The sequence below is a fragment of the Geodermatophilus sp. SYSU D00705 genome, from assembly GCF_054050135.1.
On the sequence record NZ_JBJGYT010000006.1, the window covers coordinates 143,697 to 169,998 of the forward strand.

At 73.8% G+C, this 26,302-nt stretch carries 27 protein-coding genes; 17 read left to right on the top strand and 10 right to left on the bottom strand.

The genetic code is table 11. The features are described 5' to 3' along the window. Positions 1-103: 103 nt before the first annotated feature. Together ACI78Q_RS07285 and ACI78Q_RS07290 are read right to left on the bottom strand one after the other, a co-directional pair. Positions 104-739 (bottom strand): GntR family transcriptional regulator, encoded by a 636-nt coding sequence (locus tag ACI78Q_RS07285; RefSeq protein ID WP_456922655.1) that lies wholly within the window; start codon positions 737-739, stop codon positions 104-106. A 198-nt stretch (positions 740-937) separates the two neighbouring features. Continuing rightward, positions 938-2,374 carry a hypothetical protein gene (locus ACI78Q_RS07290; RefSeq protein ID WP_456922656.1) on the bottom strand — a complete coding sequence of 479 codons (1,437 nt, stop codon included), beginning with the start codon at positions 2,372-2,374 and terminating at the stop codon, positions 938-940. 451 nt (positions 2,375-2,825) lie between these two features. Between ACI78Q_RS07290 and ACI78Q_RS07295 the strand changes: the two genes are divergently transcribed. The 12 genes from ACI78Q_RS07295 (at position 2,826) to ACI78Q_RS07350 (ending at position 14,477) form a co-directional block, all read left to right on the top strand. Continuing rightward, positions 2,826-3,491: an isochorismatase family protein gene (locus ACI78Q_RS07295; protein WP_456922657.1), complete on the top strand. Its 666-nt coding sequence runs from the start codon at positions 2,826-2,828 to the stop codon at positions 3,489-3,491. Beyond that, positions 3,488-4,306 carry a hypothetical protein gene (locus ACI78Q_RS07300; protein ID WP_456922658.1) on the top strand — a complete coding sequence of 273 codons (819 nt, stop codon included), beginning with the start codon at positions 3,488-3,490 and terminating at the stop codon, positions 4,304-4,306. The genes ACI78Q_RS07295 and ACI78Q_RS07300 overlap by 4 nt, the downstream gene beginning before the upstream one ends. 188 nt (positions 4,307-4,494) lie before the next feature. After that, on the top strand, positions 4,495-5,382 hold the full coding sequence (locus ACI78Q_RS07305; RefSeq protein ID WP_456922659.1) for a PEP-utilizing enzyme: 888 nt from the start codon (positions 4,495-4,497) through the stop codon (positions 5,380-5,382). Next, positions 5,379-6,479 carry a PEP/pyruvate-binding domain-containing protein gene (locus ACI78Q_RS07310; RefSeq protein ID WP_456922660.1) on the top strand — a complete coding sequence of 367 codons (1,101 nt, stop codon included), beginning with the start codon at positions 5,379-5,381 and terminating at the stop codon, positions 6,477-6,479. The genes ACI78Q_RS07305 and ACI78Q_RS07310 overlap by 4 nt, the downstream gene beginning before the upstream one ends. Further along, on the top strand, positions 6,476-7,339 hold the full coding sequence (locus tag ACI78Q_RS07315; protein WP_456922661.1) for an FAD binding domain-containing protein: 864 nt from the start codon (positions 6,476-6,478) through the stop codon (positions 7,337-7,339). Before ACI78Q_RS07310 ends, ACI78Q_RS07315 begins: the two co-directional genes overlap by 4 nt. Before the next feature lie 88 nt (positions 7,340-7,427). Continuing rightward, a complete protein-coding gene (locus ACI78Q_RS07320; protein ID WP_456922662.1) occupies positions 7,428-8,069 on the top strand; it encodes a CoxG family protein in 642 nt (213 codons plus the stop codon). Continuing rightward, positions 8,066-8,683, top strand: a complete 618-nt coding sequence (locus ACI78Q_RS07325) for a hypothetical protein (protein WP_456922664.1) — start codon at positions 8,066-8,068, stop codon at positions 8,681-8,683. The genes ACI78Q_RS07320 and ACI78Q_RS07325 overlap by 4 nt, the downstream gene beginning before the upstream one ends. Then, positions 8,680-9,510, top strand: a complete 831-nt coding sequence (locus ACI78Q_RS07330) for an alpha/beta fold hydrolase (protein ID WP_456922665.1) — start codon at positions 8,680-8,682, stop codon at positions 9,508-9,510. Before ACI78Q_RS07325 ends, ACI78Q_RS07330 begins: the two co-directional genes overlap by 4 nt. Before the next feature lie 25 nt (positions 9,511-9,535). Beyond that, positions 9,536-10,567 (top strand): 2,5-dihydroxypyridine 5,6-dioxygenase, encoded by a 1,032-nt coding sequence (locus ACI78Q_RS07335; protein WP_456922666.1) that lies wholly within the window; start codon positions 9,536-9,538, stop codon positions 10,565-10,567. A gap of 123 nt (positions 10,568-10,690) precedes the next feature. Further along, complete coding sequence (locus ACI78Q_RS07340; protein WP_456922667.1) at positions 10,691-11,221, top strand: (2Fe-2S)-binding protein; 531 nt, start codon at positions 10,691-10,693, stop codon at positions 11,219-11,221. Beyond that, entirely contained in the window at positions 11,218-13,668 is a 2,451-nt protein-coding gene (locus ACI78Q_RS07345; RefSeq protein WP_456922668.1) for a xanthine dehydrogenase family protein molybdopterin-binding subunit, read from the top strand. The genes ACI78Q_RS07340 and ACI78Q_RS07345 overlap by 4 nt, the downstream gene beginning before the upstream one ends. Further along, positions 13,668-14,477 (top strand): maleate cis-trans isomerase family protein, encoded by an 810-nt coding sequence (locus ACI78Q_RS07350; protein ID WP_456922669.1) that lies wholly within the window; start codon positions 13,668-13,670, stop codon positions 14,475-14,477. The genes ACI78Q_RS07345 and ACI78Q_RS07350 overlap by 1 nt, the downstream gene beginning before the upstream one ends. Positions 14,478-14,952: 475 nt before the next feature. Here ACI78Q_RS07350 and ACI78Q_RS07355 read toward each other — a convergent pair whose 3' ends face one another. The 5 genes from ACI78Q_RS07355 to ACI78Q_RS07375 all read right to left on the bottom strand — a co-directional run bounded on the left by ACI78Q_RS07355 (position 14,953) and on the right by ACI78Q_RS07375 (position 19,504). After that, positions 14,953-15,855 (bottom strand): DUF4349 domain-containing protein, encoded by a 903-nt coding sequence (locus ACI78Q_RS07355; protein WP_456922670.1) that lies wholly within the window; start codon positions 15,853-15,855, stop codon positions 14,953-14,955. A 255-nt stretch (positions 15,856-16,110) separates the two neighbouring features. After that, complete coding sequence (locus tag ACI78Q_RS07360; RefSeq protein ID WP_456922671.1) at positions 16,111-16,374, bottom strand: hypothetical protein; 264 nt, start codon at positions 16,372-16,374, stop codon at positions 16,111-16,113. Positions 16,375-16,592: 218 nt separating this feature from the next. Next, on the bottom strand, positions 16,593-16,820 hold the full coding sequence (locus ACI78Q_RS07365) for a toxin-antitoxin system YwqK family antitoxin (RefSeq protein ID WP_456922672.1): 228 nt from the start codon (positions 16,818-16,820) through the stop codon (positions 16,593-16,595). A gap of 5 nt (positions 16,821-16,825) precedes the next feature. Further along, the gene (locus tag ACI78Q_RS07370; RefSeq protein ID WP_456922673.1) at positions 16,826-17,797 is read right to left on the bottom strand and encodes a sigma-70 family RNA polymerase sigma factor; all 972 of its coding nucleotides are present in this window, start codon (positions 17,795-17,797) and stop codon (positions 16,826-16,828) included. A 69-nt stretch (positions 17,798-17,866) separates the two neighbouring features. Continuing rightward, positions 17,867-19,504, bottom strand: coding sequence for a hypothetical protein (locus tag ACI78Q_RS07375; protein WP_456922674.1), 1,638 nt, complete (start codon positions 19,502-19,504; stop codon positions 17,867-17,869). A 222-nt stretch (positions 19,505-19,726) separates the two neighbouring features. On the opposite strand from ACI78Q_RS07375, the gene ACI78Q_RS07380 reads away from it, so the two are divergent. Next, on the top strand, positions 19,727-20,962 hold the full coding sequence (locus ACI78Q_RS07380) for a sensor histidine kinase (RefSeq protein WP_456922675.1): 1,236 nt from the start codon (positions 19,727-19,729) through the stop codon (positions 20,960-20,962). Positions 20,963-21,011: 49 nt separating this feature from the next. Then, positions 21,012-21,656 carry a response regulator gene (locus tag ACI78Q_RS07385; RefSeq protein WP_456922676.1) on the top strand — a complete coding sequence of 215 codons (645 nt, stop codon included), beginning with the start codon at positions 21,012-21,014 and terminating at the stop codon, positions 21,654-21,656. Between the two features lie 10 nt (positions 21,657-21,666). Here ACI78Q_RS07385 and ACI78Q_RS07390 read toward each other — a convergent pair whose 3' ends face one another. After that, the gene (locus ACI78Q_RS07390) at positions 21,667-22,239 is read right to left on the bottom strand and encodes a DUF5655 domain-containing protein (protein ID WP_456922677.1); all 573 of its coding nucleotides are present in this window, start codon (positions 22,237-22,239) and stop codon (positions 21,667-21,669) included. A gap of 58 nt (positions 22,240-22,297) precedes the next feature. Between ACI78Q_RS07390 and ACI78Q_RS07395 the strand changes: the two genes are divergently transcribed. Beyond that, positions 22,298-23,539: a GNAT family N-acetyltransferase gene (locus ACI78Q_RS07395; RefSeq protein WP_456922678.1), complete on the top strand. Its 1,242-nt coding sequence runs from the start codon at positions 22,298-22,300 to the stop codon at positions 23,537-23,539. A gap of 22 nt (positions 23,540-23,561) precedes the next feature. Here ACI78Q_RS07395 and ACI78Q_RS07400 read toward each other — a convergent pair whose 3' ends face one another. Continuing rightward, positions 23,562-24,053, bottom strand: a complete 492-nt coding sequence (locus tag ACI78Q_RS07400; protein WP_456922679.1) for a ribose-5-phosphate isomerase — start codon at positions 24,051-24,053, stop codon at positions 23,562-23,564. Positions 24,054-24,079: 26 nt separating this feature from the next. Between ACI78Q_RS07400 and ACI78Q_RS07405 the strand changes: the two genes are divergently transcribed. Both ACI78Q_RS07405 and ACI78Q_RS07410 read left to right on the top strand, forming a co-directional pair. Continuing rightward, positions 24,080-24,754 (top strand): DUF429 domain-containing protein, encoded by a 675-nt coding sequence (locus ACI78Q_RS07405; protein WP_456922680.1) that lies wholly within the window; start codon positions 24,080-24,082, stop codon positions 24,752-24,754. Next, the gene (locus tag ACI78Q_RS07410; protein WP_456922681.1) at positions 24,751-25,512 is read left to right on the top strand and encodes an MBL fold metallo-hydrolase; all 762 of its coding nucleotides are present in this window, start codon (positions 24,751-24,753) and stop codon (positions 25,510-25,512) included. Before ACI78Q_RS07405 ends, ACI78Q_RS07410 begins: the two co-directional genes overlap by 4 nt. Here the strand turns inward: ACI78Q_RS07410 and ACI78Q_RS07415 are convergent. Then, positions 25,505-26,260, bottom strand: a complete 756-nt coding sequence (locus ACI78Q_RS07415) for an SDR family oxidoreductase (RefSeq protein WP_456922682.1) — start codon at positions 26,258-26,260, stop codon at positions 25,505-25,507. The genes ACI78Q_RS07410 and ACI78Q_RS07415 overlap by 8 nt on opposite strands. Positions 26,261-26,302 lie beyond the last annotated feature (42 nt).

The window sequence follows — 26,302 nt, forward strand, 5'->3', positions numbered from 1 at the left end:
ACCGCCTGGCTGGCCGACGAGGTAGGCGCCACGACAAGGCAACAGGTCGACGAAGCGGACGTTCGGACTCGCGCTCCGCCGAAGACGCACGGGACGGGTCCCCTCACGCTTGCTCGGCGCGCTCCACGTCCGTGAAGTGCTCCAGCGCGTAGACGCTGGAGGAGGCGACGTGCTCGCGCATGAGCTCCTCCGCGCGGCCGGCATCCCCGTCACGGAGCGCGTCGAGGATGGCCCGGTGCTGCTCGTTGACGGTGGTCGAGCGTTCCGACGGGTAGGCGTAGTTCGAGCGGTAGCTGACCGTGAACGCCAGGACCTGACCCATGATGGTCTGCAGCAGCGGGTTGCCGGTCGCCTCGCTGACCAGCATGTGGAACGCGAGGTCGGCGAGCGCCTGCTCCGAGGCGTTGCCCCGCGTGCCGATCCGCTCCAGCCGGGCGTGCGCGTCCTCGAGTGCATCGAGGTGGTGCTGCTCCCGGGCGGTCGCCGCCTCCCGCGCGGCATAGGACTCCAGCACTCCGCGCAGCGAGTAGATGCGCACGATGTCCTGCGCGGTGATCATCCGGACGGTCGCCCCGCGGTTGGGCGTCAGCTCGACGAGCCCCTCGCTCTGCAGCGTGAACAACGCCTCGCGGACGGGGGTGCGGCTCACCCCGAGCTGCTCGGCCAGCAGACGTTCCGGCATGGGCTCGCCGGGCTTCAGGCGCCCCGAGAAGATCTCTGTGCGCAAGATGCGCGCCACGCCTTCGCTCGTCCGCTGGGACATGGACACGACGCCCCGCCCCAAGGGCTCCATCTGCACTCCGTCCTCGCAGGTATCGGGGAAGGATACGGCGTCGGCCGGTCCCCGTTGGCTCCCCCGCGGTTCGGAGGCATCCGGACGCGCAGGGGCGACCCGGGGGGATCCCGGGCCGCCCCTGCGGTCGGAGCCGTCAGACGGTCAGTCCGGCAGCCCGCCCGTGGTGGAGTCCGTGCGGGTCGCGGCCGCCATGGGGTCGGTGACTGACTCCGACGGGAGCACCGGCCCGACTCCCGGCTCCAGGTCGTCGCCGAAGTTGGTCACGCCCCACTGGTCGACGTCCAGGCCGATGATCTCGGCCTGCTCGGTCCTGCGCAGGCCACCGAGCTTCTCGAAGACCAGGCACATGAGCAGGGCGGGCACCCCGGAGACGAGCATCGTGGTGACGACGCCGGCCAGCTGCCACCACGGGGTGATCTCGGCGACCCCGGGGGCGTACTCACCCTCCAGGCCGAGGTAGCCACCGGTGCGGGTCCCCCACTCGAGGAAGCCGCACAGGAGTGCGCCGACGACGCCGGGACCGAGGGCCAGCGGGACGACCTTGGGGTCGTCGATCCGGGCCTTGCGCAGCAGGGCCGCGGTGCCCAGGGAGACCAGCGGGCCGAGAGCACCCACCAGGAGGCAGACCCACGAGGTGCTGATGTCGAAGAGCGTCCCGCCCATCACCACGCCGGCGATCGGGCCCATGAGCGCCCACGAGGCCTCCCGCCGCCGGTAGGCGACGATCAGCCCCATCACGGCACCGCCGAGGATGCCCGAGAACAGGTTGATGATGACCAGGCCGATGCCGCTCTCGGTGAACGAGATCCCGAAGAAGCCGACGTCGGCGAAGATGAACCCGCTGCCGATGGTGATGAAGGGCAGCGCGAACAGGATCAGCAGCACGCCGATGCCGACGAACGCGACGTTGTGCGAGGCGGGCTTGATGCCACTGGGGTGCGGCCGGAAGACGCCGAGCCGGGGGCCGACCCGCCAGGCCAGCACCAACGCGAACGTGCCCGCGGTGACGTACAGCGGGAAGATGCCGTCGAAGTCGTGGGTGCCCCGCAGCGTCAGGGGAGACAGCGAGCCCCAGCACAGGTAGCCCACCAGCGGCGAGATGATCGCGCCCATCACGAAGGACATCGCGTAGAGCGGAACCGGCTTGATCCGCTCGACGACGCCGGTGTGCACCAGCGCCATCGTCGCCATCGTGAACGTCACGAAGAAGACGAGGAAGATCTGCAGGACGTCGGCCTCGGGCAGGACCGTCGGGTCGATGTAGCGCGAGGCGGTGGTGGTGAACGTGCCGCCGAGCCACCAGTCCTTCACCGCCTGCCAGAGCGGCTGCGGGGCGCCGAAGGCCGAGTTGAACTGCCACATCCAGATCGGGTAGCCGATCAGCAGCGTGCCCAGCCCGCCCACCATCGCGGCGCCGATCTTCTGCACCGTGGTGTCGAGGACGCTGCGGCGGCGGACGAGGCCCATGTCGACGATGACGAGGCCGACGACCACGAGCAGCACGGCGACGGCGCCGACCGTGAAGATGAACGTCGACATCAACCAGTTGGTCGATGCCTGTTCCGGGAACTGTTCCATGCTTCCTCCTGTGTGGCGCGGAGCGCCGGGCGCGGGCGGGTCCGGGGCGTGGAGCGGTGGTGCCGGCCCAGCCGCGGGTATGGAGCGACACGAGGCGAGACCGGCCTCGGTGTGAGGTCGAACACTTCCAAGGCGGCGCGGACGGTATACACGTATGCCAATCGCCGACAAGGGGGGGCGGTCGCGGTGCGTCGAGCGGAAACACGGCCGTTACCCAGCGCCGCCAGCCGCCGGCTGCGATCACGAGGTGGGAAACGTCGTGGCCACATCCCGGCAGGCGGAGCAGGACCGGCGGTCCGCGCGGCCGCGACTGCGCGTGGAGGCGGCGGCATCCGAGCGGACAAGGGGGCTGGACGACGGCCCCAAATTTGGTATACATGTATGCCACGTCATAGACGTAGCTCACATCCGGCCGCGGGACGTCGCCCGGCCAGCAGTGGAAGGAGCGGCAGTGACAGGGTCCGCAGAGCGGAGTTCCACGACCGCCGAGGTCTACGACCGCGCGGGTTTCGGTCGCCGCGTCGAGCGGGGCACCCGACCCGCTGTGGTCGTCGTCGACTTCACCTACGGCTTCACCGACCCGCAGTACCCCACCGGCGCGGACATGTCCAGCGCCGTGCTGGCGACCGCTCGGGTGGTCGAGGCCGCCCGGTCCGCGAGGCTTCCGGTCGTGTTCACGACGATCGCCTACGACGCGGCCCAGGTCACCGGCCTCGCCTGGCTGAAGAAGGCGACCGGGATGGCCGCTCTGGAGGCCGGCAGCCGGCTGGTCGACATCGACGACCGCCTGGCCCGGCGCCCCGACGAGCACCTGGTCACCAAGACCGGCGCATCGGCCTTCTTCGGCACCGCGCTGGCCACCTATCTGGCGTCGGTCGGCGCGGACACCGTCGTCGTGACCGGCGCGACGACCAGCGGGTGCGTGCGCGCGACCGTCGTGGACGCCGTCCAGCACGGCTACCCGACGCTCGTCCCCGCCGACTGCGTGGCCGACCGCGCGCAGGGCCCGCACGACGCGAGCCTGTTCGACATCAACGAGAAGTACGGCGACGTCGTCGACTCCGACGACGTGCTGGCCTACCTGTCCACCCTGTCCGAGGCGGAGGCGCCCGCATGACGCTCACCAGTTCGAACCCCTCGACCGAAGGTGTTCCCAGCTCGGAGGGCGCCGCGCAGGCCGTCCCGGGCAAGCGGTTCGCCAGCCCGTTCGCCGTCCAGACCCCAGCCGGGGCCGAGGGCTGGCAGAGCATGTACCCGTACTACGCGCTGCTCAGCGAGGAACGCCGCGAGTTCGAGGACGGCAAGTTCTGGTTCTTCGACGGGATGCACAACCCCGAGCCGCTGTACCCGTTCGACACGATCATGACCGAGAACTGGTGGGTGGCGGCCAGCCAGATGTCGACCCGCGTCTGGCCGGTGCCGCCGGCGGGCGGGATCGACCACCGGATCATCAACGGCTACCTCTACATCAGCCCGAACGCCGTCACCGACCCCGCCGAGGTCGCCCAGCGCGCGCAGGAGTTCGCCGTCCGCGCCGGGCACTACTACGAGAACTGGGACGAGATCTACGAGCAGTGGGTCGCCAAGGCCACCGACTGCATCGAGCGGCTCAAGGCCATCCGGTTCGCCCCGCTGCCGGAGATGGAGCCGGAGCGCAGCGTCTTCCAGCACCGAGGCGTCTACTCGACCTACGACCTGCTGACCAAGTACGGCGCGCTCATCGAGAACCTCTTCGAGATGGGCTCCTACCACTTCGAGATGCTCAACCTCGGGTACGGCGCCTACCTCACCTTCCGCGAGTTCTGCCAGGCCGCGTTCCCCGGGATCAGCGACCAGACGATCGCCAGCATGGTGTCGGGCATCGACATCCTGCTGTTCCGCCCGGACGAGAGGTCCGGGGGCTGGCCAAGCTGGCCGTCGAGCTGGAGCTGACCGACATCGTCCTCGCCGACGACGACCCCGACACCACCCTCGCGGCGATCGCGGCGCACGCCAACGGGTCCCAGTGGATCTCGGCGTTCGAGAAGGCCAAGGACCCGTGGTTCTGGTTCTCCACCGGCGCCGGGTACACCCACAGCGACCGCGCGTGGATCGACGACCTGCGGCTGCCGTTCAGCGCGATGCGCGGCTACGTGCAGGCCCTGCTCGCCGGGGAGGACATCCGCCGGCCGCTCGACGAGATCCTCGCCGAGCGGGTCCGCGTGACCGCGGAGTACCGCAGCTACCTGCCGACCGACGCCGACCGGGAGTCCTTCGACGGGCTGGTCGAGCTGGCCCGCCAGGTGTTCCCGTTCGTCGAGAACCACAACTTCTACGTCGAGCACTGGCACCACTCGCTGTTCTGGTCCAAGGTGCGCGAGCTCGGTGACGTCTTCGTCGCCCACGACTTCCTCGACGACCGCGAGGACGTCTTCTACCTGCACCGCAACGAGATCTACTCGGCGCTGTACGACCTGAACATCGGCTGGGCCACCGGCACCGAGGCCCGCGGCGTCACCTACTGGCGCCCGGAGGTCGAGCGGCGCAAGCGGATCCGCGAGGTGCTCAAGGCCAACCCGCCGCTGCCGGCCCTCGGCGTCCCGCCGGAGTTCATCACCGAGCCGCTCACCGTGATGCTCTGGGGCATCACCCAGGAGTCGGTGCAGGAGTGGCTCGGGGTCGACGGCCAGGACAGCGGCGAGCTCCGCGGCGTCGCGGCCTCCGCCGGGAAGGCCACCGGACGCGCCCGCGTGATCATCGACCCCGAGCAGCTGCACGAGGTCGAGGACGGCGACATCCTGGTCTGCCGGATCACCGCCCCCAGCTGGGCGCCGGTCTTCTCGCGGCTCTCGGCCGCGGTCTCCGACGTCGGCGGCATCATGGCGCACACCGCCATCGTCTGCCGCGAGTACGGCCTGCCGGCGGTCGTCGGCACCGGCTTCGCGACCACCTCCATCCGCACTGGCCAGCTCATCGAGGTCGACGGCAACACTGGCGTCGTCCGTGTTCTCGAGGACGTGTCCGCATGACCACCACCCGCACCGCGCCCCTCGTCCTCTGGATCGACCAGCCCGAGGCCGTCGGCAGCAAACTGCTCGGCGGGAAGTTCGCCAGCCTCGCGGAGATGACCGCGGGCGGGTTCGCCGTCCCCGGCGGGTTCGGCATCACCACCATCGCCTACCGGTACTTCTTGGACTCCGCCGGCCTGGCCGAGCGGGCCCGCCAGGTGCGTGCCGAGGCGGTGGGCGCCGACCTCGCCCGCGTGCAGGAGATCAGCGCGGAGTTCACCGCCGCCATCGAGGCCGCGCCGCTGCCGGCCGACCTGGAGGCCGCGATCCGCGAGGCCTACGCCGAGCTCGAGCGGCGCACCGGTCGCGAGGGCCTGCCGGTCGCGGTGCGCTCCAGCGGCGAGTCCGAGGACCTGGCCGGGGCCAGCTTCGCCGGGCAGTACGACACCTTCCTGTGGATCCGTGGCATCGACGACGTGCTGAAGCACGTGCGCAGCTGCTGGGCGGGCATGTTCGGCGCCGCGGTGCTCACCTACCGCCCCGACGCCGACCCCGCCGCGGTCGCCGTCGACCACGGGATCTGCGTGGGCGTGCAGCAGATGGTGGAGGCCCGGTCGGCCGGCGTCATGTTCACCCTCGACCCGGTGACCGGCGACCGGTCCAAGGTCGTCATCGAGGGCTGCTGGGGCCTGGGCGAGGGTGTGGTCAGCGGCGGGGTGACTCCGAGCCGCTACGTCGTCGACAAGGTCACGTTCGAGGTCCTCAAGCGCGACGTCGCCCACCAGGAGGAGCAGTACAGCTTCGACCCCGCGATCGCCGGGGTCGGCCTGGTGCCGGTGGCCGCCGAGCTCTGCGAGTCCTCCTGCCTGGAGGACGACCAGATCCGCACCCTGGCCGAGCTGGCCAAGCGGATCGAGCGGCACCGGGGGGCACCGCAGGACATCGAATGGGCCGTCAGCGCCTCCGGTGACGTGCACGTGCTGCAGGTCCGCCCGGAGACGGTGTGGAGCAACCGGCAGGCCGAGCAGCTGGTCACCGAGAAGAAGTCCGCGGTCAGCCACGTGCTGGCCCGCTTCGCCGGCGTCGGTGTGGCGCAGGGCGGGAACCGCGCCTCGTGAAGCCCGCAGTCTTCACCTACCACCGGCCGACGTCGGTCGTCGAGGCCGTCGCCCATCTCGGCGAGCACGCGGGCGGCGCCCGGGTGCTCGCCGGCGGACAGAGCCTCGTCCCGATGCTGAACATGCGGCTGTGGCGGCCGGCGGCGCTGGTCGACATCAACGACATCGACGAGCTCGACGACGTCACCGTCGACGGCGACCGCACGGTGCTGGGCGCCCTGGTCCGCTACTCCACGGTGGAGCGCTCGCCGCTGGTGGCCGAGCGGCTGCCGCTGCTCTCTCGCGTCGTCCGGCACATCGGCGACCGGCAGGTGCGCAACCGCGGCACCGTCGGCGGCGCGCTGGTGCAGGGCGACCCGACCGGGGAGATGCCGCTGGCCTGCCTGGTGCTCGGCGCGGTGGTCACCGCCGTCGGGCCCAGCGGCACCCGGCGGATCCCGCTGGCGGAGTTCTACACCGGCTCCTACGCCACGGCGCTGGAGCTCGACGAGCTGGTCACCGCGGTCGAGTTCCCGCGCCACCCGCAGCACGTGGCGTTCGGCGAGATGTGCCGCAAGCACAACGACTTCGCCGTCCTCAGCGTCGTCGCCACCGGCGACCGGGACGACGACGGCCGCTGGCGCGACGTGCGGATCGCCCTGGGCGGGGTGGCCGACACCCCGGTCCTGGCCGCGGCGGCCGGCGACGCGCTGGCCGGCACCGAGCTGACCGACACCGATCTCGAGGTGGCCGCCCGGGCCGCGCTCGAGGTGATCGACCCGCCCACGGACGTGCGCGCCACCGCCGAGTACCGCCGGCACCTGGTGCCCGTCTACGTCCGCCGGGTGCTGACCGAGCTGCGCGCCGCCGGCGCGCGGTGACCCCGGGGCGGCCGCCCGCCCCCTGCGAACACGAGCCCACGGGCCGGCGTCGCCCGACGCGCCCGTCCCGCGGTGAGGAGAGACAGTCATGAAGTTGCGCGAGGAGTTCGAGGTCGCCCAGCCCGCGGCCTCCGTGTGGTCGTTCTTCGAGCAGCCGGAGCGCGTCGCCGAGTGCGTGCCCGGCGTCGAGCAGCTCACCGTGGTCACCCCCGACGACATCGACGTCCGGCTGACCCAGAGCATCGGCCCGATGACGGCGACGTTCGCCGCCAAGGTGACCATCGTCGAGCGGGTGCCCGAGAAGCAGATCAGCTTCACCGCCACCGGCAAGACCGTTCGCGGCGCGATGGGGAACGTGCGGGCCGGCGTCAGCGTCCAGCTCGAGCCCGTGGGTGACCGCACCGTCGTCATGGTGGAGGGCGACGTCGCGCTCGCGGGTGCTCTGGGCAGCGTGGGGCAGAAGGTCGTGGCGAAGCAGGCCGGCAAGGTGACCGCCCAGTTCGCCCGCAACCTGGAGCAGGCCCTCGGCGGCGGCTCCTCGCCGGTGACCGCCACCGCTCCGGCCACCGCCACCGCGCCGGCGGTGCGGACGACCGGCAGCTCGCTGCCGCCGGTCAGCGACGCGCCGTCGCGGGATCCGTGGTCGAAGGTGGCCGCCGCGCTGAGCGCGGTGTCGGTGGCGCTGAGCATCGTCGCCCTGCGGCGCGGCCGGCGGCGGTCCCGCCGATGACCGCCGCCCTGCCCTGGGCCGCACCGGTGGTCCCCCTCGACACCGAGATCGAGGTCCTCGCCGCGGAATGGGTCAAGCCCTACGACCAGGCGCTGCACCTGATGCGCGCCCGGGACTGGCTGGTCCACCTCAACCCGGCCGCGACCGTGGAGATGCGCCTGGCGGCGATGACCCACGACATCGAGCGGATGTTCCCCGGCGGTCCCCGGCTCGACCACGCCACCATGGAGTGGGACAGCCCCTTCTACCTCTACCCGCACTCGCTGCGCTCCGCGGAGTCGGTCGGCGTGTGGCTGGGGAGCATCGGGCCGGCCGGGGCGCAGGTGAGCCTCGCCGACGTGCGCCGGCTGGTCGGCCTGCACGAGGTGGGCGGCCTGCGCGGCGCCGACGACGTCCAGGCCGGCGACTCGCTGTCGTTCCTGGAGACGCTGGCCGGGCTGACCCGGGACTGGGTGGCCAGCGGAGCCTGCTCCCGGGACAAGGCCGCCGAGAAGCTGGTCTACATGGCGGAGCGGATCCGGGTGCCCGCGGCGCAGGAGATCGCCGGCCCGTGGCTCGAGTGGGCGCTGGACCAGCTGCCCACCGCCGACTCGCCCGGGGACGTCGACCGGTGACCGACGTGGAGATCCAGGGGCAGCGGGACGAGGTCCGGGCCAACGGGCTGCGGCACTCGGTGCTGCGCTACGGCGAGCCCGGTGCCCCGGACCTGCTGGTGCTCCCCGGCATCACCAGCCCGGCGGCCACCGCCGACTTCCTCGCCGTGCTGCTCGCCGACCTCGGCTACCGGGTGACCGTGCCCGACGTGCGCGGCCGCGGGGAGAGCGACCGGGCGCCCTCGGGCGGGTACCGGCTCGTCGACTACGCCGCGGACGTCGCCGGCCTGGTCGGCGCGCTGGACCTGCGCCGCCCGGTCGTGCTCGGCCACTCGATGGGCGCGCGGATCGCCGCGGCGTACGCGGTGCTGCACGCCCCCGACGACCACGGCCTGCTGCTGCTGGTCGACCCGCCGGTGTCCGGCCCGGGCCGCGGCCCGTACCCGACCTCCCGCGAGGCGTTCCTGCAGCAGCTGCACGAGGCGCAGGCGGGCACCGATGCCGACGCCGTCCGCCGCTTCTACCCGAACTGGCCGGAGCGAGAGCTGCGGCTGCGCGCGGAGGTGCTGGCCTCCTGCGACGAGACGGCGGTGATGGAGACCCACGAGGGCTTCGAGACCGAGGACTTCTTCGACTACTGGGCGCGGCTCACCCAGCCGGTCGTGCTGGTCCGCGGCGGCGACAGCCCCGTGGTGCCGCTGGCCGCCGTGGCCGACCTGCGGCGCGCCCAGCCCGGCATCGAGATCCACACCGTCCCGGGAGCAGGCCACATGGTGCCGTGGGACAACCTGCCCGGCTTCCTCGACGTCGTCCGACCGCACCTGCTCGCGCACGTCCCGCAGCACTGATCCCGTTACCGACAGGAGAAAGCTCATGGACCAGAACCTGTTCAACTCCATCTGCCTGGAGCAGCTGCGGCTGTCCGGCGTGCACGAGGGCGAGACCGTCGCGGTGCTCTCCCGGGGCGGCGAGCGGCCGGAGTACGCCGACGCCTTCCTGTGGGCCGCCCAGCAGCTGGGCGCGGCGACCTACCACATGCGGCTGCCCGCGCCGGGCGACGCGAAGGGCGCGTGGGCGGTCGGGGAGTCCGGGCTGGCGGAGAACCCGCTGGCCGTCGAGGCGCTCAAGGCCGTAGACATGGTCGTCGACCTGACCTTCCTGCTGTTCAGCAAGGAGCAGTTCGCCATCCAGGCCGCCGGCACCCGCATCCTCACCTGCGTCGAGCCGGCGCCGCTGCTGGCCCGGCTGATGCCCACCCGGGAGATCCGGGAGCGGGTCGAGGTCGCCTACGAGCTGCTGGCCAAGGCCAAGGTCATGCGGATCACCAGCCCCGGCGGCACCGACGTCACCTACCGGCTCGGCGTCTACCCGACGATGAGCGAGTACGGGTTCACCGACACCCCCGGGCGCTGGGACCACTGGCCGGCCGCGTTCGTGTTCACCGGCGGCGCGGACGACGGCGTGGACGGGCAGATCGTGCTCTCCCCGGGTGACGTGCTGCTGCCGTTCAACACGTACGTGCAGACCCCGGCGACGCTCACCATCGAGCAGGGCTTCATCCGCGACATCCGCGGCGGCCTGGACGCCGACCTGCTGAAGTCCTACATCGAGTCCTTCGACGACCCGCGCGGCTACGGCATGAGCCACGTCGGCTGGGGCCTCGACGAGCGCGCCCACTGGCACGGGCTCACCCAGTTCCCCGGCGGGATGGGAATGGAGCTGCGCTCTTTCTACGGCAACGTGATGTTCTCCATCGGCCCGAACAACGAGCTCGGTGGCCCGAACGACACCCCCTGCCACTTCGACATCCCGATGCGCGGCAACAGCCTCTACCTCGACGACGAGCTGATCGTCGACCGCGGCGAGCTGACCGTCCCGGCGATGCGCCCGGTCAACCGCCGGTGACCCCTGCCCCCCGCTCGGCCAGCCCTTCGACCTCCTTGGACATCCTGTGACGAGAACCGACCGCACCACCCGCCACCTCGGTGCCGAGAGCCGGAGCACGGCCGGTCGAGCGGGGGGACGGCGATGACCGCCCCCGAGCCGCTCGTCGAGCTGACCACGACCGTCAACGGCGAGGTGGTGACCGCGACCGTGCCGGCGCGGCTGCACGTCGCCGACTTCCTGCGCCAGCAGCTCGGCCTGACCGGCACGCACGTCGGCTGCGAGCAGGGCTCCTGCGGCATGTGCACGGTCGTGGTCGACGGCGAGGCGGTGAAGTCCTGCCTCATGCTGGCCTGCCAGCTCGACGGCCGCGCCGTGCAGACCGTCGAGTCCCTCGCCGTGGACGACCGGCTCAGCCCGCTGCAGCAGTGCTTCAAGGAGGAGCACGCCCTGCAGTGCGGGTTCTGCACCCCCGGCTTCCTGATGACGACGACCGCGCTGGCGCACCAAGGCGGCGACGCCCCCTCCCGCGAGCAGATCCGCGAGGAGATCGCCGGGGTGCTGTGCCGCTGCACCGGCTACGAGAACATCGTGACCGCGATCGAGCGGTACTTCGCCGAGTCCGTCGAGCGCCCGGTGGACCCGGCGGACGTCCCCGCGGGAGGTGCGCGATGACCACCGTCGAGCGCCCGGCCGCGGCCGACCGGTCCGGCCCCGTCACTCGCGGCGTCGTCGGCTCCTGGCAGCTGCGCAAGGAGGACGACCGGCTGCTGCGCGGCGACGGCCGGTTCACCGACGACGTCGAGCCGGCGCGCGTGCTGCACATGGCCGTTGGCCGATGCCCCTACCCCCACGCCCGGATCGTGCGGGTGGACACCTCGGCCGCCCAGCGCCTCGAGGGCGTCAAGCACGTGCTCGTCGGCGCCGACGTGCGGGCCGCGACCGAGCCGCTGGGTGTCCTGCGCCCCGTGCCCGGCGCCCCGCGGCTGCCGTACTACGCGCTGGCCCAGGACGTGGCCACGCACGAGGGCCAGCCCGTGGTCAGCGTCGTCGCGACCAGCCGGCACCTCGCCGAGGACGCCCTCGAGCTGGTCGACGTCGAGTACGAGCCGCTGCCGCACGTCGTCGACGTGCTCGCCGCGCTCGAGCCGGGGGCGCCCGTCCTGCACCCCGACGTCCTGGACTCCAATCTGCTGGCGGCCAACTCCGATGGCAGCGGCGACCCCGAGGCGCGGATGCGCGAGGCGGACGTCGTCGTCGAGGGCCGTTTCCGGATCAACCGGGTGACCGCACTGCCGATGGAGACCCGTGCCGTCGTCGCGGAGTGGCGCCCCGGCGCCCGGGAGCTGACGGTGCACACCTCCACCCAGGTGCCGCACCTGATCCGCAAGCAGCTCGCCGAGTCGCTGCGGCTGCAGGAGAGCGACATCCGCGCGGTCGCCTCCGACGTCGGCGGTGGTTTCGGCCTCAAGCTCGGCGTCTTCCCCGAGGACGTGCTGGCCTGCCTGCACGCCATGGCGCTGCGCCGGCCGGTGAAGTGGACCGAGGACCGCGCCGAGCACTTCCGGAACTCCACGCACGCCCGCGAGTCGGTGCACGACTATCGGATCGCGGCCGACGCCGAGGGCCGGATCCTGGCCATGACCGACGTCTACGCCACCGACATCGGCGGCTGGAACTCCCCGTTCGGCTCGGCGCAGCTGTCCAGCGTCGTGCTCAACGGCCCTTACCGGGTCACCGACGGGTACGCCGAGCGGCGGGTCACGCTCACCAACAAGACGCCGATCGGCGCCTACCGGGGGTACGGCCAGCCGGAGGTCAACTTCGCCTACGAGCGGCTGATGGACACCCTCGCCCGCCGGCTGGACCTCGACCCGGTGGAGCTGCGCGCCAAGAACATGCTTACGCCCGCCGAGCTGCCGTGGAAGAACCCCACCGGCGCGGTCTACGACAGCGGTGACTACGAGAAGTGCCTGCGGATGGCGGCCGAGGCGATCGGCTGGGACGCCCACCGGGGCACCCCGCGCACCCCGCGGGCCGACGGCCGGATCCGCGGCATCGGCTTCTCCTCCTTCGTCGAGCGCACCGGCTACGCCAGCTCCCGCTTCCTCGCCCGCCGCGGCTCGCAGTTCGGGGCACACGAGAGTGTGACCCTGCGGGCCAACCGCTCCGGCGGCATCGACGTCTGGACCGGTGTCTCGACCATGGGGCAGAGCGCCGAGACGGCGTTCGCCCAGGTGGTCGCCGAGGTGTTCGGCATCGGGTACGACGCCGTCAAGGTGCACGCCGGTGACACCTCGGCCTCGCCGCTCAACACGGGCGCCTTCGCCTCGCGGACGATGATCGCGGCGTCCGGGGCGCTCAAGGAGGCGGCCGAGGCGTTGGCCGCCAAGACCCTGCGGCTGGCCGCCTGGCGGCTGGAGAGCGACCCGGAACTGCTCGAGATCGCCGGGCCGGTGGTCCGCCGCTGGGACGACGCCTCGGTGTCGGTGACGCTGGCCGAGGTCTTCGGCACGGCCATCACGGGGCAGGGGATCCCGCCGGGGGAAGAGCCCGGTCTGGAGGCGACCAGCCACTTCGAGCCCGCCGACGCTGCGTACTCCTTCGGCACGGCGGCGGCGCAGGTCGCCGTGGACCCGGGGACGGGGGAGTTCGAGATCGAGCGGTTCGTGATGGTGCACGACGCCGGCACCGTCGTGAACCCCGTGGTCGTCGACGGTCAGGTCCGCGGGGCACTCGCGCAGGGCTTCGGCGCGGCGCTGACCGAGGAGTTGCGCTACGACGCGGAGACCGGGCAGCTGGTCAACGGCTCGATGGTCGACTACTTCCCGCCGACGGCGGCGGACCTGCCGCCCATCGAGCTGCTGCACACGGAGGTTCCCTCCCCGGTCACGCCGTTCGGCATCCGCGGCGTCGGCGAGGTCGGCACCATTCCGCCGGGTGCAGCCGTGGCCAACGCGATCTGCGACGCGCTGACCGAGTTCGGCGTCGAGCTGGACACGCTCCCCATCACCCCGGAGGCCGTGTGGCGTGCGCTCTCCGGACGCTCCGACGGCCAGGGCTTCGTCGAGGAGCTCACCCCCACCCGAGAAGACCTTCCTGACGGAGGAGTTGGCTACTGATGACCATCGATCCCACGACCGCGGCAGCCTGCGAGAACAGCCCGGCTCCACAGGCTCCCGGCTCCTCCCGGGTCGGCCTCATCGTGCCGAGCTCGAACACCACGATGGAGACCGAGCTGCCCGAACTCTTCCGCCGGCAGTCGGAGGCCACCGGGCACCGCTACACGTTCCACTCGGCGCGCGCGGCGATGAAGCACGTCAACAGGGAGGAACTGCTCGCGATGGTCGGAAAGGCGGCCGAGTGCGCGACCGCCGTGTCCGACGCCGACGTGGACGTCATCGCCTACGCCTGCCTGGTCGCCGTCATGGCCCAGGGCCCCGGCGCGCACAAGGAGTCCGAGCAGGTCATCGGAGAGGCCGCCCGAGACAACGGGCACCCCGCCGACGTGGTCAGCAGCGCCGGCGCCCTGGTGCGCACCCTGCAGACCATCGGCGCCCACCGGGTGGCCATCGTGACCCCGTACATGGCGCCGCTGACCCAGATGGTCCGGGAGTACATCGAGGGTGAGGGCATCGAGGTCCTCGACGCGGTCGCCCTCGAGGTGCCGGACAACCTCGCCGTCGGCCGGCTGGACCCGGAGAACCTGCCGGACATCGCCCGAGGCCTGAAGCGAGAGGGCGCCGAGGCGATCGTCCTGTCGGCCTGCGTCCAGATGCCCTCCCTCGCCGCCGTCCAGCGGGTCGAGGACGAACTGGGGCTGCCGGTGGTCACCGCTGCGACGGCGACCACCTTCGAGGTGCTCCGAACGCTGGGCCACCGGCCGGCCATCGGCGGAGCCGGACGTCTGCTCACGGGCGAGCTGGGCTGACTGGCAGGTTCTCGGCACCACGGTCGAGGACCGATCGGAGATGACCGACGGCGCCGTCGATGCCATGCAGGTCCTCCGTCCCTGCTCCGTCCCTGACGGAGCAGGGACGGTTGCGTGTGCTCCGAGGCGCCGGCCATAGTGGCCCCGATCCAGGCGCGGGTGAACGCGCGCACTGGCATGCAGGAGAGCTCCAGCTCGGTCGCTGCACCCTTCCACGAGTGGGGTCTCGGGCTGGACACCGAGAACGGATCCGACCTTCTTCGAGCCCTGGCCGTCGGCCGCCGATCCGGGACCGTTCGCCGTCGTGCGTCCACCGCATCTGAGCCCGACAGGAGCCCGCGCGCAGGGGCGGTCCGAAGGCGCGAGCGGAGTATGTCGAGCCGCTGACCAGCCGAGACACCGCAGAGGACCTGGCCTTCCACGCTGGCCGTGCCGGTTCGATCCCGGTCACCCGCTCCACGACGGGCGCCGTCCCTCACCCCTGCGGTGGTCCCGGTGGATCCGCCGCCAACGGCCGAGCCGGCGCCTTCACCGCGGAGCGCCGCCGCACCCGGCGAACGGGCACCAGGACCCCCGCGGCCACCACCCCGGCGACCGCCAGCCACGGCAGGGCGACGCCCAGGACGACGAGGGTCGCGCCCAGGGCCGCGACCAGGGACCGCCATCCGGTCCCCAGCCCGTCGAGGAAGCCGTCGGGTCCACCGGCCGGCGCCACGCCGACGGGCTCCAGGTGCACGTCGAGCGTCGACAGCTCCACCTGGTCGGCCAGCAGCGCGCGCCGGGACTGCAGCGACTCCAGCTGCTCCTGCCGGTCCGAGAGGGCGTTCTCGGCGGCCAGCAGGGCCTCGGTGGTGGCCGCGTTGTCCATCAGGGCCTGCAGCCGGGCCACCGAGGTCTGCAGCGCCGAGATCCGCGCGTCGAGGTCGACCGCCGTGGCGGTCACGTCGGAGCGGGAGACCGACACGCTCGCGACGTCGCCGAGGTCCTCCAGGTTGGCCAGGAGGCCGGTCAGCGCGTCCGCCGGCACCCGGACCACGAGATCGGCGGTCGCACCCCCGCCCTCGGACGCCGCCTGCTCGGTGCGCTCGTCGACCCGGCCGCCGGCGGTCTCCACCAGCTCGCTGACCTGCTGGGCCGCCTCGGCCGGGTCCTCGACGACGAGGAAGGCGGTGGCGGTCGTGACCACCTGCCGGTCGGGGTCGGTGTCTGCCGGGGCGGCCGGCGCACCCTCGGGCACCCCCGGGGAGGCGGGCTCGGGCACGACCGCGCCGCCGTCGGCACCGCTGTCGCCGCCGCCCGACTGCGCGCCGGGGCCCGTGCAGCCGACGACCAGCGCCACGGTCAAGGCCGCGAAGGTGGTGCCCAGGGAGCGCCGCACGGACCGACGCTAGGCCCGCGATCCGCCCTCGACCAGCGTCGAGGCCCGATCGTGACACGGGACGCCGGCGGCCCGGACCGGGCGATCCCGCCGCCCGTCAGCCGGCCGGGTCCGGCGCGTCGAGGAACTCGGTCGACATCGGGCGCAGCCACTCCAGCGGTCCAGCGCGCCGCTGCCCTCGGGCCTGAGGCGGTCGCGCCCGGCACCACCACCAGCCGCGCCTGCTGAGCAGCACGGACGAGCGCGTGGGCACCGCTAGGACGACGCGCCGGGTCCGGGGCGTCCGGTCCCGTTCCGGGTCCCGTCTCCGGGCGATTGCTCGCGGGCTTCCTTGAGCGCGTTGAGCGCGCCGACCATCGCTGCGGCCGCCATCGCGATGACGACCAGGAAGGCGCCGATGAGGACCCAGCGCTCGATGTCGAGCCGGAACCCCGACGCCGACATGCTGACGGCGATGACGACCAGGACGAGTGCCACGAGAGCACCGACGACCAGGGACCAGATGACGGTCGTTCTCATCATGTGCCTCTTCCAGGGGAACGGGTGAGGGATCCGCGGTCAGGCTCTCGCAGCAGCCGCCCGGTCGGGACGGCGGCGGAGGAACGACGACCGAGTGGCGAGTCGGTCGTGGCAGCCGGAACCGGCAACCCGACGCCGCGTCACGACGGCCACGGCTGACCCGCCCGGACGCGACGGCACAGACACCGCCCTGCGCACCTCGGTCCGACCACCGCAGGTCAGCCGCGACTCGTCACCTCGTACGGGGCGCCGCTGGCGTCGTACGTCGTCCACTCGCCCACGGGTTCGCCGCCGTCGAAGGAGCCGGACCGCAGCCGGGTGCCGTCGAGCCGGAACCACTCCCAGTAGCCGTGCGGCCGGCCGTCGACGACGGGACCGCGGGCCCGCAGCGAGCCGTCGCGGTGCCGCTCCTCGTGCAGGCCCTCGGTGAACTCGGTGTGCGGCACGGGGATCAGGCCGGCTCGACGGGCAGGCCGAGCCGCCGGAACAGGTCGTTGTCCAGGTCGAGGAAGCTCGAGACGTGCGCGATCCGGCCGTCGCGCACCTCGAGCACGTGCAGCGCCCACGGCTCGTGACCACCGCCATCCCGGGGGCGGTACTGGGCGAAGGCGGGTGCGCCGTTGGCCCGGGTGGGCAGCACGCGCGAGCCCCGGCAGCCCGACCCCGGCCCGAGCATCCAGGTGCCGATGTCGGTGGCACCGCGCAGCCACATCTCGAACGGCGGCATGTGCTGGGTGGCGTCCTCGTGCAGCAGCGCCACGAAGGCCTCGATGTCGTAGCGCTCGAAGGCGTCGACGTAGCGCTCCAGCAGCTCGCGCTCGTCCACCTCCAGCGGCTGCGGGTCGACCTCGTCGCCGACGGCGGCCAGGGTGGCCCGGGCCCGCTGCAGCGCGCTGTTCACCGACGCCACCGTCGTGTCGAGCAGCTGGGCCACCTCGTCGGCCTTCCAGCGCAGCACCTCGCGCAGCAGCAGGACGGCGCGCTGCCGCGGCGGCAGGTGCTGCAGCGCGGCGACGAAGGCCAGCCGGATCGACTCCCGCTGCACCGCCTGCTCGGCGGGGTCGGCGTCGTCGGAGACGACCTGGCGGTCGAGCACCGGCTCCACCCACGCCGTCGACGGGCGGCGGGCCGACAGCGACGCCTCCACCGGCTGCCACGGGGAGCCGGTGAGGTCCATCGGCAGGGCCCGCCGCTGCCGGCCGGACAGCTGGTCGAGGCAGACGTTGGTGGCGATCCGGTACAGCCACGAGCGCAGCGCGGAGCGGCCCTCGAAGTCGGCCAGGCCCCGCCAGGCGCGGACCATCGTCTCCTGCACCGCGTCGTCGGCGTCGAACGCCGACCCGAGCATGCGGTAGCAGTAGCCGGTCAGCTCCCGGCGGTGCTCGAGCAGCCGGGGGTCGAACTCGGTGTCGACGACGGTCACGAAGGCCTCCTCCTGCGACGGTCGCGCCAGCTCACCACAGGGGGCCGACAGAACGGGAGGGGTCAGCGCCTACTGGTAGCTGATCAGGTGTGGCCGGGGGTTGACCTGCGCGATCGTCTGCTCGGGGGTGAGCATCGGGGCGTCCTCGTCGTAGAAGTTCTTCCAGCCCCAGGACACCGCGTCGGGGTTCGTCTGCCGCAGCGCGGCCCAGGTCGCCTGCTTGTCCCCCTGCCCGCCCTGACCGTCGGCGTGGACCATGACCGCCAGCTCGTCGCGGGAGGTGTCCAGCCGCTCCCGCTCGGGGATCATCCGCACCTGGAACTGGTGCAGCACGAGCAGCTTCTGCGGGAGCTCGGCGGCGCGGGTGAGGTCGGCCAGCCAGGTGACCAACCGGTTGACCTCGTCGACCGACACCGTCCCGATCTGGGTCAGGTGCACCTCCCCCGGCCCCAGCCGCCACTCCGGGTCCAGCGCCAGGCCCACGTGCGGCAGCTCCAGCAGCGAGCGGTACTGCTCGGCCTGGGTCACGAAGTCGGTACGGCCGGGCTGGAGGTCCAGGACGACGTAGAGGCCGGCCTCCCCCGCCGCCTCCACCCAGGGCCGCAGCTGCTCGACCGGCAGCTCGGTGGAGTAGTTGCCGTCCGGCCCGGCGACCGCCGAGGCCACGGTGGCGATCACCTCGAACGCCGGGACGACGGTGGCGTCGGGCACCAGGGGCTCGTAGGGCGCCGCGTGCGCGCGGGCCCGCTCGATCGATGCCGTCACGTCCTGCTCGCCGAGGACGCCGAGGGCGCCGGTGCCCGGGGAGCCGTACAGCGCGACGAGGAAGTGCCCCGGGAACAGCAGCTGGCCGCCGCCGGGCAGCTGCTCGCCGGTGGCCGCGGTCGCGAGCTTCCAGTCCAGGCCGTCCTCGGCCGCGTAGCCCGCTCCGAGGGCCACCACCGCCTCCGGCCGGCGCTGTGCGAGCAGGTCGACCAGGGCGGCGTCGCCGCGCGGATCGGTCGCGGCGGTGACGTGCACCGGCACCCCGGCGGCCCGGGCGGTCGCGATGCCGGCCACCGTGGCCCCGGAGTCCGTGGCGACGACCAGCGTGTCCTCCAGCGGCGCGGCGCGCTCCACCGGGGGCAGCCGGTCGACGTCCTCGGCGGGGGTGCCGTCGTCGCCGGCGAGGAGGGCGACCGGCTGCTCGCCGTCGAGCCCGGCCACCGCCGCGGCCGCGGCGCCGTCGTCCACCTCGCGTGTCTGGCCGAGGTCCAGACCGGTGGCCGCGGCGACCGACTCCGCCGCGGCCGGGACGGCGACCACCTCGGCGGCGCCGGCGCCCTCGGCCTCCCCGACCGCGAGCACGGTGGTGGTGCCCAGGCGCTCCAGCTCGGCGGTGACGGCGTCGGCCGGCGCCCCGTCGGCGGGCTCGACCAGCAGCGGGACGCCGAGCCCGACGGCCGCCGACGCGGCCAGCAGCGTGCCGGCCTCGTCGCCGTCGCGGGCCACGACGGCGACCTCCGCGGTGTCGAACAGGGCGCGGCTGGACGAGGCCGCGGAGGCGACCGCGTCCTCGTCGGCGACGAGGGTGAGCCGGGCGTCGGGCGTCGAGGCGGCCGCCCCCACCGGCGACTCGGCCTCGGCCTCCCCCGAGGAGGTGGCACCGCTGCAGCCGGCGGCCAGCAGGACGGCGGTCAGGGCGATCGGCACTGCTGGAGCGCGCACGGGCTCCCTCCCCCGCCGGGCAGCCGCTCGCGCGGTGGCGCGACGTCGTCGGCGCGCCCGGCTGTCCCCGACCCTAACGAGCGGCGGGTGCTGGACACCCGCGCCGCCACGCCAGAGCATCGACCCCGAGATGACGACCGCATCCCTGTCGGGCCAGCCCGACACCCGATCGACCGGCTGGCGGGATGGGTCCGAGCCCCGCCCGCGACCAGGCTCGACAGCATGACCGACACCGCCGTCCTGCCCACCGTGTCACCCTCGCCCGCCACCCGGACGCGCAGCGTGCTGCGGCAGCTGGGTGTGGACACCGCCTACTCGCTGGTCGCGTTCCCCGTCGCGATCGCCGCGTTCGTCGTGGTGGTCACGGGCCTGTCGGTCGGCGCCTGGCTGCTCGTCGTCTGGGTCGGCGTCGCGGTGCTGGCCGCCACGCTGGTGGCCGCCCGGGGGCTCGCGGCCGTCGAGCGGGCGTGGCTGCCCGGCGTGCTCGACCGGCCGCTGCCGAGCCCGGCCTACCGGACCGCCGAGGGCCGGGCCGTGCGCCGGCTGACCACCCCGCTGCGCGATCCGCAGTGCTGGCTGGACGCGCTGCACGCCGTCCTCCGCTTCCCCTTCGCGATCCTGTCCTTCGTCGTCACCGTGACCCTCTGGGCCGGCGCGCTCGGCGGCCTCACCTACGGCCTGTGGGACTGGTCGCTGCCGAACGACCCGGACGACACCGACCTGCTGGAGCTGCTCGGCCTCGAGAGCACGGCCGGGCGGCGGATCCTGCTCCACACGACCATCGGCCTGCTGTTCGCCGTCGTCCTGCCGTTCGCCGTCCGCGGGGCGGCGTTGCTGCAGGCCCAGCTCGGCCGGGCCCTGCTGACCTCCCGCGCGGCCACGCAGGCCGAGCTCGGCCGGCTGGCCGAGGGCCGCGACGCTGCGGTCGCCGCCGAGGCGGTGGCGCTGCGCCGGCTGGAGCGCGACATCCACGACGGCCCGCAGCAGCACCTCGTGCGCCTGGGCATGGACCTCTCCCGCGCCCAGCGGCAGCTCGACCGCGACCCGGCCGCCGCCCGCGAGACGATCGGCGAGGCCGCGGTCCTCGCGAAGGAGGCGCTGGAGGAGCTGCGGGCGCTGTCCCGAGGCATCGCGCCGCCGGTGCTCGCCGATCGCGGCCTGGCCGCCGCGCTGGCCGCCGTCGCGGCCCGCTCCCCGGGGCCGGTGGAGCTCGCCGTCGACCTGCCCGAGCAGCGGCTGGCGCCGGTCGTGGAGAACACCGCCTACTTCGTCGTGAGCGAGGCGCTGGCCAACGTGGCAAGCACAGCGGGGCCACCACCTGCCAGGTCGTCGTCGTGGCCGCCGGGCCCGCGCTGCGGGTCACGGTCGAGGACGACGGCACCGGCGGCGCCGTCCTCGCCCCCGGGCACGGCCTGGCCGGTCTGGCCGACCGGCTGCGCGCGGTGGACGGCGTCCTGACCGTCGACAGCCCGCGGGGCGGGCCCACCCGGCTGGTCGCGGAGCTGCCGTGCGGGTCGTGATCGCCGACGACTCGGTGCTGCTCCGGGAGGGCCTGGTCCGGCTGCTGGAGGAGGAGGGCTGCGAGGTGGTCGCCGCCGTCGGCGACGGCCCGTCGCTGGTCCGGGCGGTGGCCGAGCACCGCCCGGACGTCGCCGTGGTCGACGTCCGGATGCCCCCGACGCACACCGACGAGGGACTGCGGGCCGCGGTCGAGGCCCGCGCCACCGTGCCCGGGACGGCGGTGCTCGTGCTCTCCCAGTACGTGGAGGTGGCCTACGCCGACGAGCTGCTCGCCGACGGCCGGGGCGGCGCCGGCTACCTGCTCAAGGACCGCGTCACCGACCTCGACTCGTTCCTCACCGCGCTCACCGACGTGGTCGGCGGTGGCACCGTGCTCGACCCGCAGGTGGTGGCGCAGCTGTTCGCCCGCCGCCGCGCCGACGACCCGGTCCGCCGGCTCACCCCCCGCGAGCGGGAGGTGCTCGGGCTGATCGCCGAGGGGCACTCCAACAGCGCGATCGCGCGGCGGCTGGTGGTCACCGAGGGCGCCGTGGAGAAGCACACCCAGCGGATCTTCGCCAAGCTCGACCTCGCCCAGGACGAGGACCAGCACCGCCGGGTGATGGCGACCCTGGCCTACCTGCGCAGCTGAGCGTCGCGGGTCAGCGGTTGGCGGCGTGCGCCTCCGCGAGCAGGGCCACGACCTCGTCGTCGACGTCCGCGGGCGTGGTGAGCGCCACGCGGACCGAGCAGGCGCCGTTGCCGATGCTGCGGGCGGCCAGCAGCCGGCCCGCGGGCTCGCGGTCGGGCAGCCGCAGCCCGAGGTCGACCCGGGTGCGCGTCGACGCCTGGACGACGGCGTAGGTGCGGCGCGGGCCCACGAGGCTGACGTAGCCCTTGCGCGCCTGCACGTGCCCCTCCCCCACGCCGGACGCCGCGACGAGGACCGCGTCGAGCACCGGGCGCAGCTGCGGCCGGTCGGCGTACTGGGCGTCGACCAGCTCGTCGGCGGTCGCGGTGAGGAAGTCCGGGTACCCGAACCGCTCCATCACCAGCACCATCTGCCCGTACCCGGTGATGCCCTGCCCGGCCAGCCAGGCCCGCACCTCCGGCTCGGTGTCCAGCCCCGTCTCGCGGACCCGCCGCGACCAGGTGGCGACGTCGTCCCCGGTGGCGGCGACCAGCCGCTGCTCGATCCCGGTCAGCATCTCCGCCCAGCTCCGCGTGCCCGCCATGCCGCCATCATCCGGAACCCGTTCGCGCACCGTCGGCAGGGACGGGTAGACAGCTCCGGTGACCGATCCCGCCGACGGCCTGCGCCCCGCCACGCCCGCGGAGTGGCCGGCGTTCAGCCGCGCCATGCTGCACGTCTTCGGTGAGGAGGCCACCGGAGCGTTCGTCGAGTCGGTGCCGCCGCACGCCGAGCTCGACCGCTCGCTGGCGATGTGGGACGGCGACCGGGTCGTGGCCACGGCCGGCATCTACAGCCGGGAGCTCACCGTGCCCGGCGCCGTCGTCCCGTGTGCCGGGGTCACCTGGGTGACCGTCTCCCCCACCCACCGCCGGCGCGGCATCCTGGCCGCGATCATGCGCCGCCAGCTCACCGAGCTGCACGAGCAGGGCCGCGAGGCGGTGGCCGCGCTGTGGGCCGCGGAGGCGCCGATCTACGGCCGGTTCGGGTACGCCCCGGCCACCTGGAAGGGCAACCTGTCCGGCGCCGTCCGACAGCTGCAGCTGCGCCCGGACGTGGACGCGGGCGACGGCCGGGTCGACCTGGTGCCGGTCGAGGAGTACCGCCGGGCCGCCGTCGCCGTGTACGAGCGGGTGCGGCGCGCCGTGCCGGGCAACCTGGCGCGCGGCGACGTGTGGTGGGACCGCGCCCTGCGGGACGACCCCGACCAGCGGAAGGGCGCGACCGAGCGGCGGCACCTCGTGCACACCGACGTCGACGGCACCGTCACCGGCTACGCGGCCTACCGGGTCAAGAACGCGTGGACCGACGGCGGCGAACCCGACGGCACCCTCACCGTCGAGGAGGTCCGGGCCACCGGCACCCCGGCGTACGCCGCGCTCTGGCGGTTCCTGCTGGGCATCGACCTCGTCCGCACGGTCACGGCCCCCTCGGCCTCGGACGACGACCCGCTGCGGTGGCTGCTCACCGACAGCCGCGCGCTGCACTCCCGGCCGGTCGACGCGCTGTGGGTGCGCCTGGTCGACGTCGGCCGCGCGCTGTCCGCCCGCCGCTACCCCACCCCGATCAACCTGGTGTTCGAGGTCCGCGACCCGTTCTGCCCGTGGAACGACGGGCGCTGGGCGCTGACCGCCGGCCCGTCCGGGGGCTTCTGCGCGGGGACCGACAGCGACCCCGACCTGGTCGTGGACGTCGAGGCGCTGGCCGCGGCCTACCTGGGCGGCGTCTCGCTGGCCACCCTGCAGGCCGCCGGCCGGGTGACCGAGGTCAGTCCGGGCGCGGTCACGCTGGCGGCGACGGCGTTCCGGTGGCCGGTCAGCCCGTGGTGCCCCGACGACTTCTGAAGGGCCCTGCTGCGGGGCCCCCTCAGACGGGCTCCTCGCGGGTGGGCAGGCCCCCGGCGGGGCGGTGCCGGTTCTGCTCGTAGTCGGTGACCAGGCCGATCCGGCGGGCGTGCCGCTCGTCGCCGCTGAACGGCGTCGCGAGGAAGGTCAGCACCAGCTCGGTGGCCTCCTCGACGCTGTGCTGCCGGGCGCCGATGGAGACCACGTTGGCGTCGTTGTGCTGGCGGGCGAGCTCGGCGGTCGCGGTGTTCCACACCAGCGCGGCGCGCACGCCCGGCACCTTGTTGGCCGCGATCTGCTCGCCGTTGCCCGAGCCCCCGATGACCACACCGAGGCTGCCGGGCTCGGTGACCGTGCGCTCACCGACCTCGAAGCAGAACGGCGGGTAGTCGTCCTGGGCGTCGTACTCGAACGCCCCGCAGTCGACGGGCTCGTGCCCGGCCTCGGTGAGCGCCTGCTTGAGGTGCTCCTTGAACTCCAGCCCGGCGTGGTCGGTGCCGACGAAGACGCGCATGGCGGCGAGTCTGTCAGGCTGCCGGGGTGGCGGTGCTGGGGGTCGACGGCTGGCGCGGCCAGTGGGTCGGCGCCCGCCTCGACGGCCGGACCGTGCAGCTGACCGTGCTCCGGACCGCCGCCGACGTCCTCGCCGTGGCGGACGTCGAGGTGGTCGGCATCGACATGCCGATCGGGCTGTCGGACGACGGCGTGCGGGCGTGCGACGTGGCGGCCCGCGAACGACTCCGCCCGTACGGCGCCACGAGCTCGGTCTTCCCCGCCCCGGTCCGCGCGGTGCTCGCCGCCCGCGGCTACGCCGACGCCCGGCGGCTGTCGGTCGAGGCGACCGGGGGCCGCTCCCTGTCGGCGCAGTCCTTCCAGCTCGTGGCGGCGATCCGCTCACTGGACGACGCGCTGGGCGAGCCGCCCGCCGACTCCGTCGTCGAGGTGCACCCCGAGCTGGCGTTCCGCGCCCTGGACGACCGGGTGCGCGACCCCAAGTCGGGCGCGCGCGGGCAGGCGCAGCGGATCCGCGCGCTGGAGCCGGTCATGGACGTGCTGGACGGGCTCTCCGACGCCCCGGCCGGCGTCCCGGTCGTCGACGCGCTGGACGCCTGCGCCGCGGCGTGGTCGGCCCGGCGGATCGCCGACGGCTCCGCGACGTGCGTGGGCGACGGCTCGCTCGACGCGCGGCACCGGCCGATGCGGATCTGCTGGTGACCTTCCGGGAGGTCGCCGACGGCGTCTTCGTCCGGCGGCACGCGTCGCTGGACCTCAACTGCGGGCTGGTCGTCGGCGACGGCGCCTGCCTGGTCGTCGACACCCGCTCCGACCTGGGCGAGGCCGCCGACCTGGCCGCCGCCGTCCGGAGGGTCACGGCGGCCCCGTGGACGGTGGTCAACACCCACGCCCACCACGACCACTGCTTCGGCAACGCGGCCTTCCGCCCGGCGACGGTGTGGGGCTCGCGGGGCTGCGCCGCGGACCTCCTGGCCACCGGCGAGGCCCAGCGCGCCGCCCGGGTGGCCGAGCTGCTGGCCGACGGCGACCCGGCGGGCGCGGAGCGGGTGCGGAGCGCCCCGCTGGACCCGCCCGATGCCCTGGTCGACGACGTGGCGCACCTCGACGTCGGGGGCCGGGAGGTGGTCCTGCGCTTCCTCGGCCGCGGGCACACCGGGCACGACCTGGTGGTGGAGGTCGAGGGCGGGACCGTCTTCGCCGGTGACCTCGTGGAGGAGGGCGCCCCACCGGCGTTCGACGACGCCTTCCCCGCGGAGTGGCCGGCCACGCTGGGCCGGCTGCACGCGCTGGCCCGCGGCCCGGTGGTGCCCGGGCACGGCGCCGTCGTCGACGCCGGCTTCGTGGGCGCGCAGCGGGAGGAGCTGCTGGCGGTGCTCGCCGCCGTCCGCGCCGGCCGGCTGGACGACGGGCCCTACGACGCGGCGACGATGCGGACGGCCTCGTCCCGGCCTAGGTGACCCGGCGGACGACGGACAGCGGCAGCACCCGCAACGCTGCTGCGACCGGGCGCCACGGCCACTCGGGGACGTAGGCGCGTGCCGGCTCCCGCTCGATCGCCGCGGTGAGCGCGTCGACACCGGTGTCGAGGTCGACGGTGAACGGCCCCCGGCGGCCGACGTTGATGTCGGTGGCGATGAACCCGGGCAGGAGCGTCGTCACCCGGACGCCGGTGCCCAGCAGGTCGGAGCGGATGCCCTCGGCGAGGGCGTTGAGCGCGGCCTTGCTGGCGCCGTACGCCGTCCGGGTGCCGCGCATGCCGCGGATCGAGGCGACCGAGGAGACCACCACGAGGTGGCCGCGGCCCTGCGCCCGGAACAACTCCACCGCCGCCTCGCACTGGGCGTGGGTGCCGAGCACGTTGGTGAACAGCGTGGCCCGGTTCGCCCAGGCGGTGCCGGTGCCGACCGAGGCGCCCTTGCCGATGCCGGCGTTGGCGATGAACCGGTCGATGCCGCCGAGCTCCGCGGCCAGTTCCGGGACCACCTTCTCGACCGCGACGGCGTCGTCGACGTCGAGGGCGGCGGTGACCACGCGGATGCCGGGGTGGGCGGCGAGCAGCTCCTCGCGGAGGGCGTCGAGCCGGTCGGTGCGGCGGGCGGCGAGGGCCAGGTCGCGGCCCATCGCGGCGAACCGGCGGGCCATGCCCTCGCCGAGCCCGGAGCTCGCGCCGGTGATGAGGATGCGCTGGCGGACGGGACGCGACACGCGGTCATCCTGTCCGACGACCCGCCGTACCGGCCAAAGTGG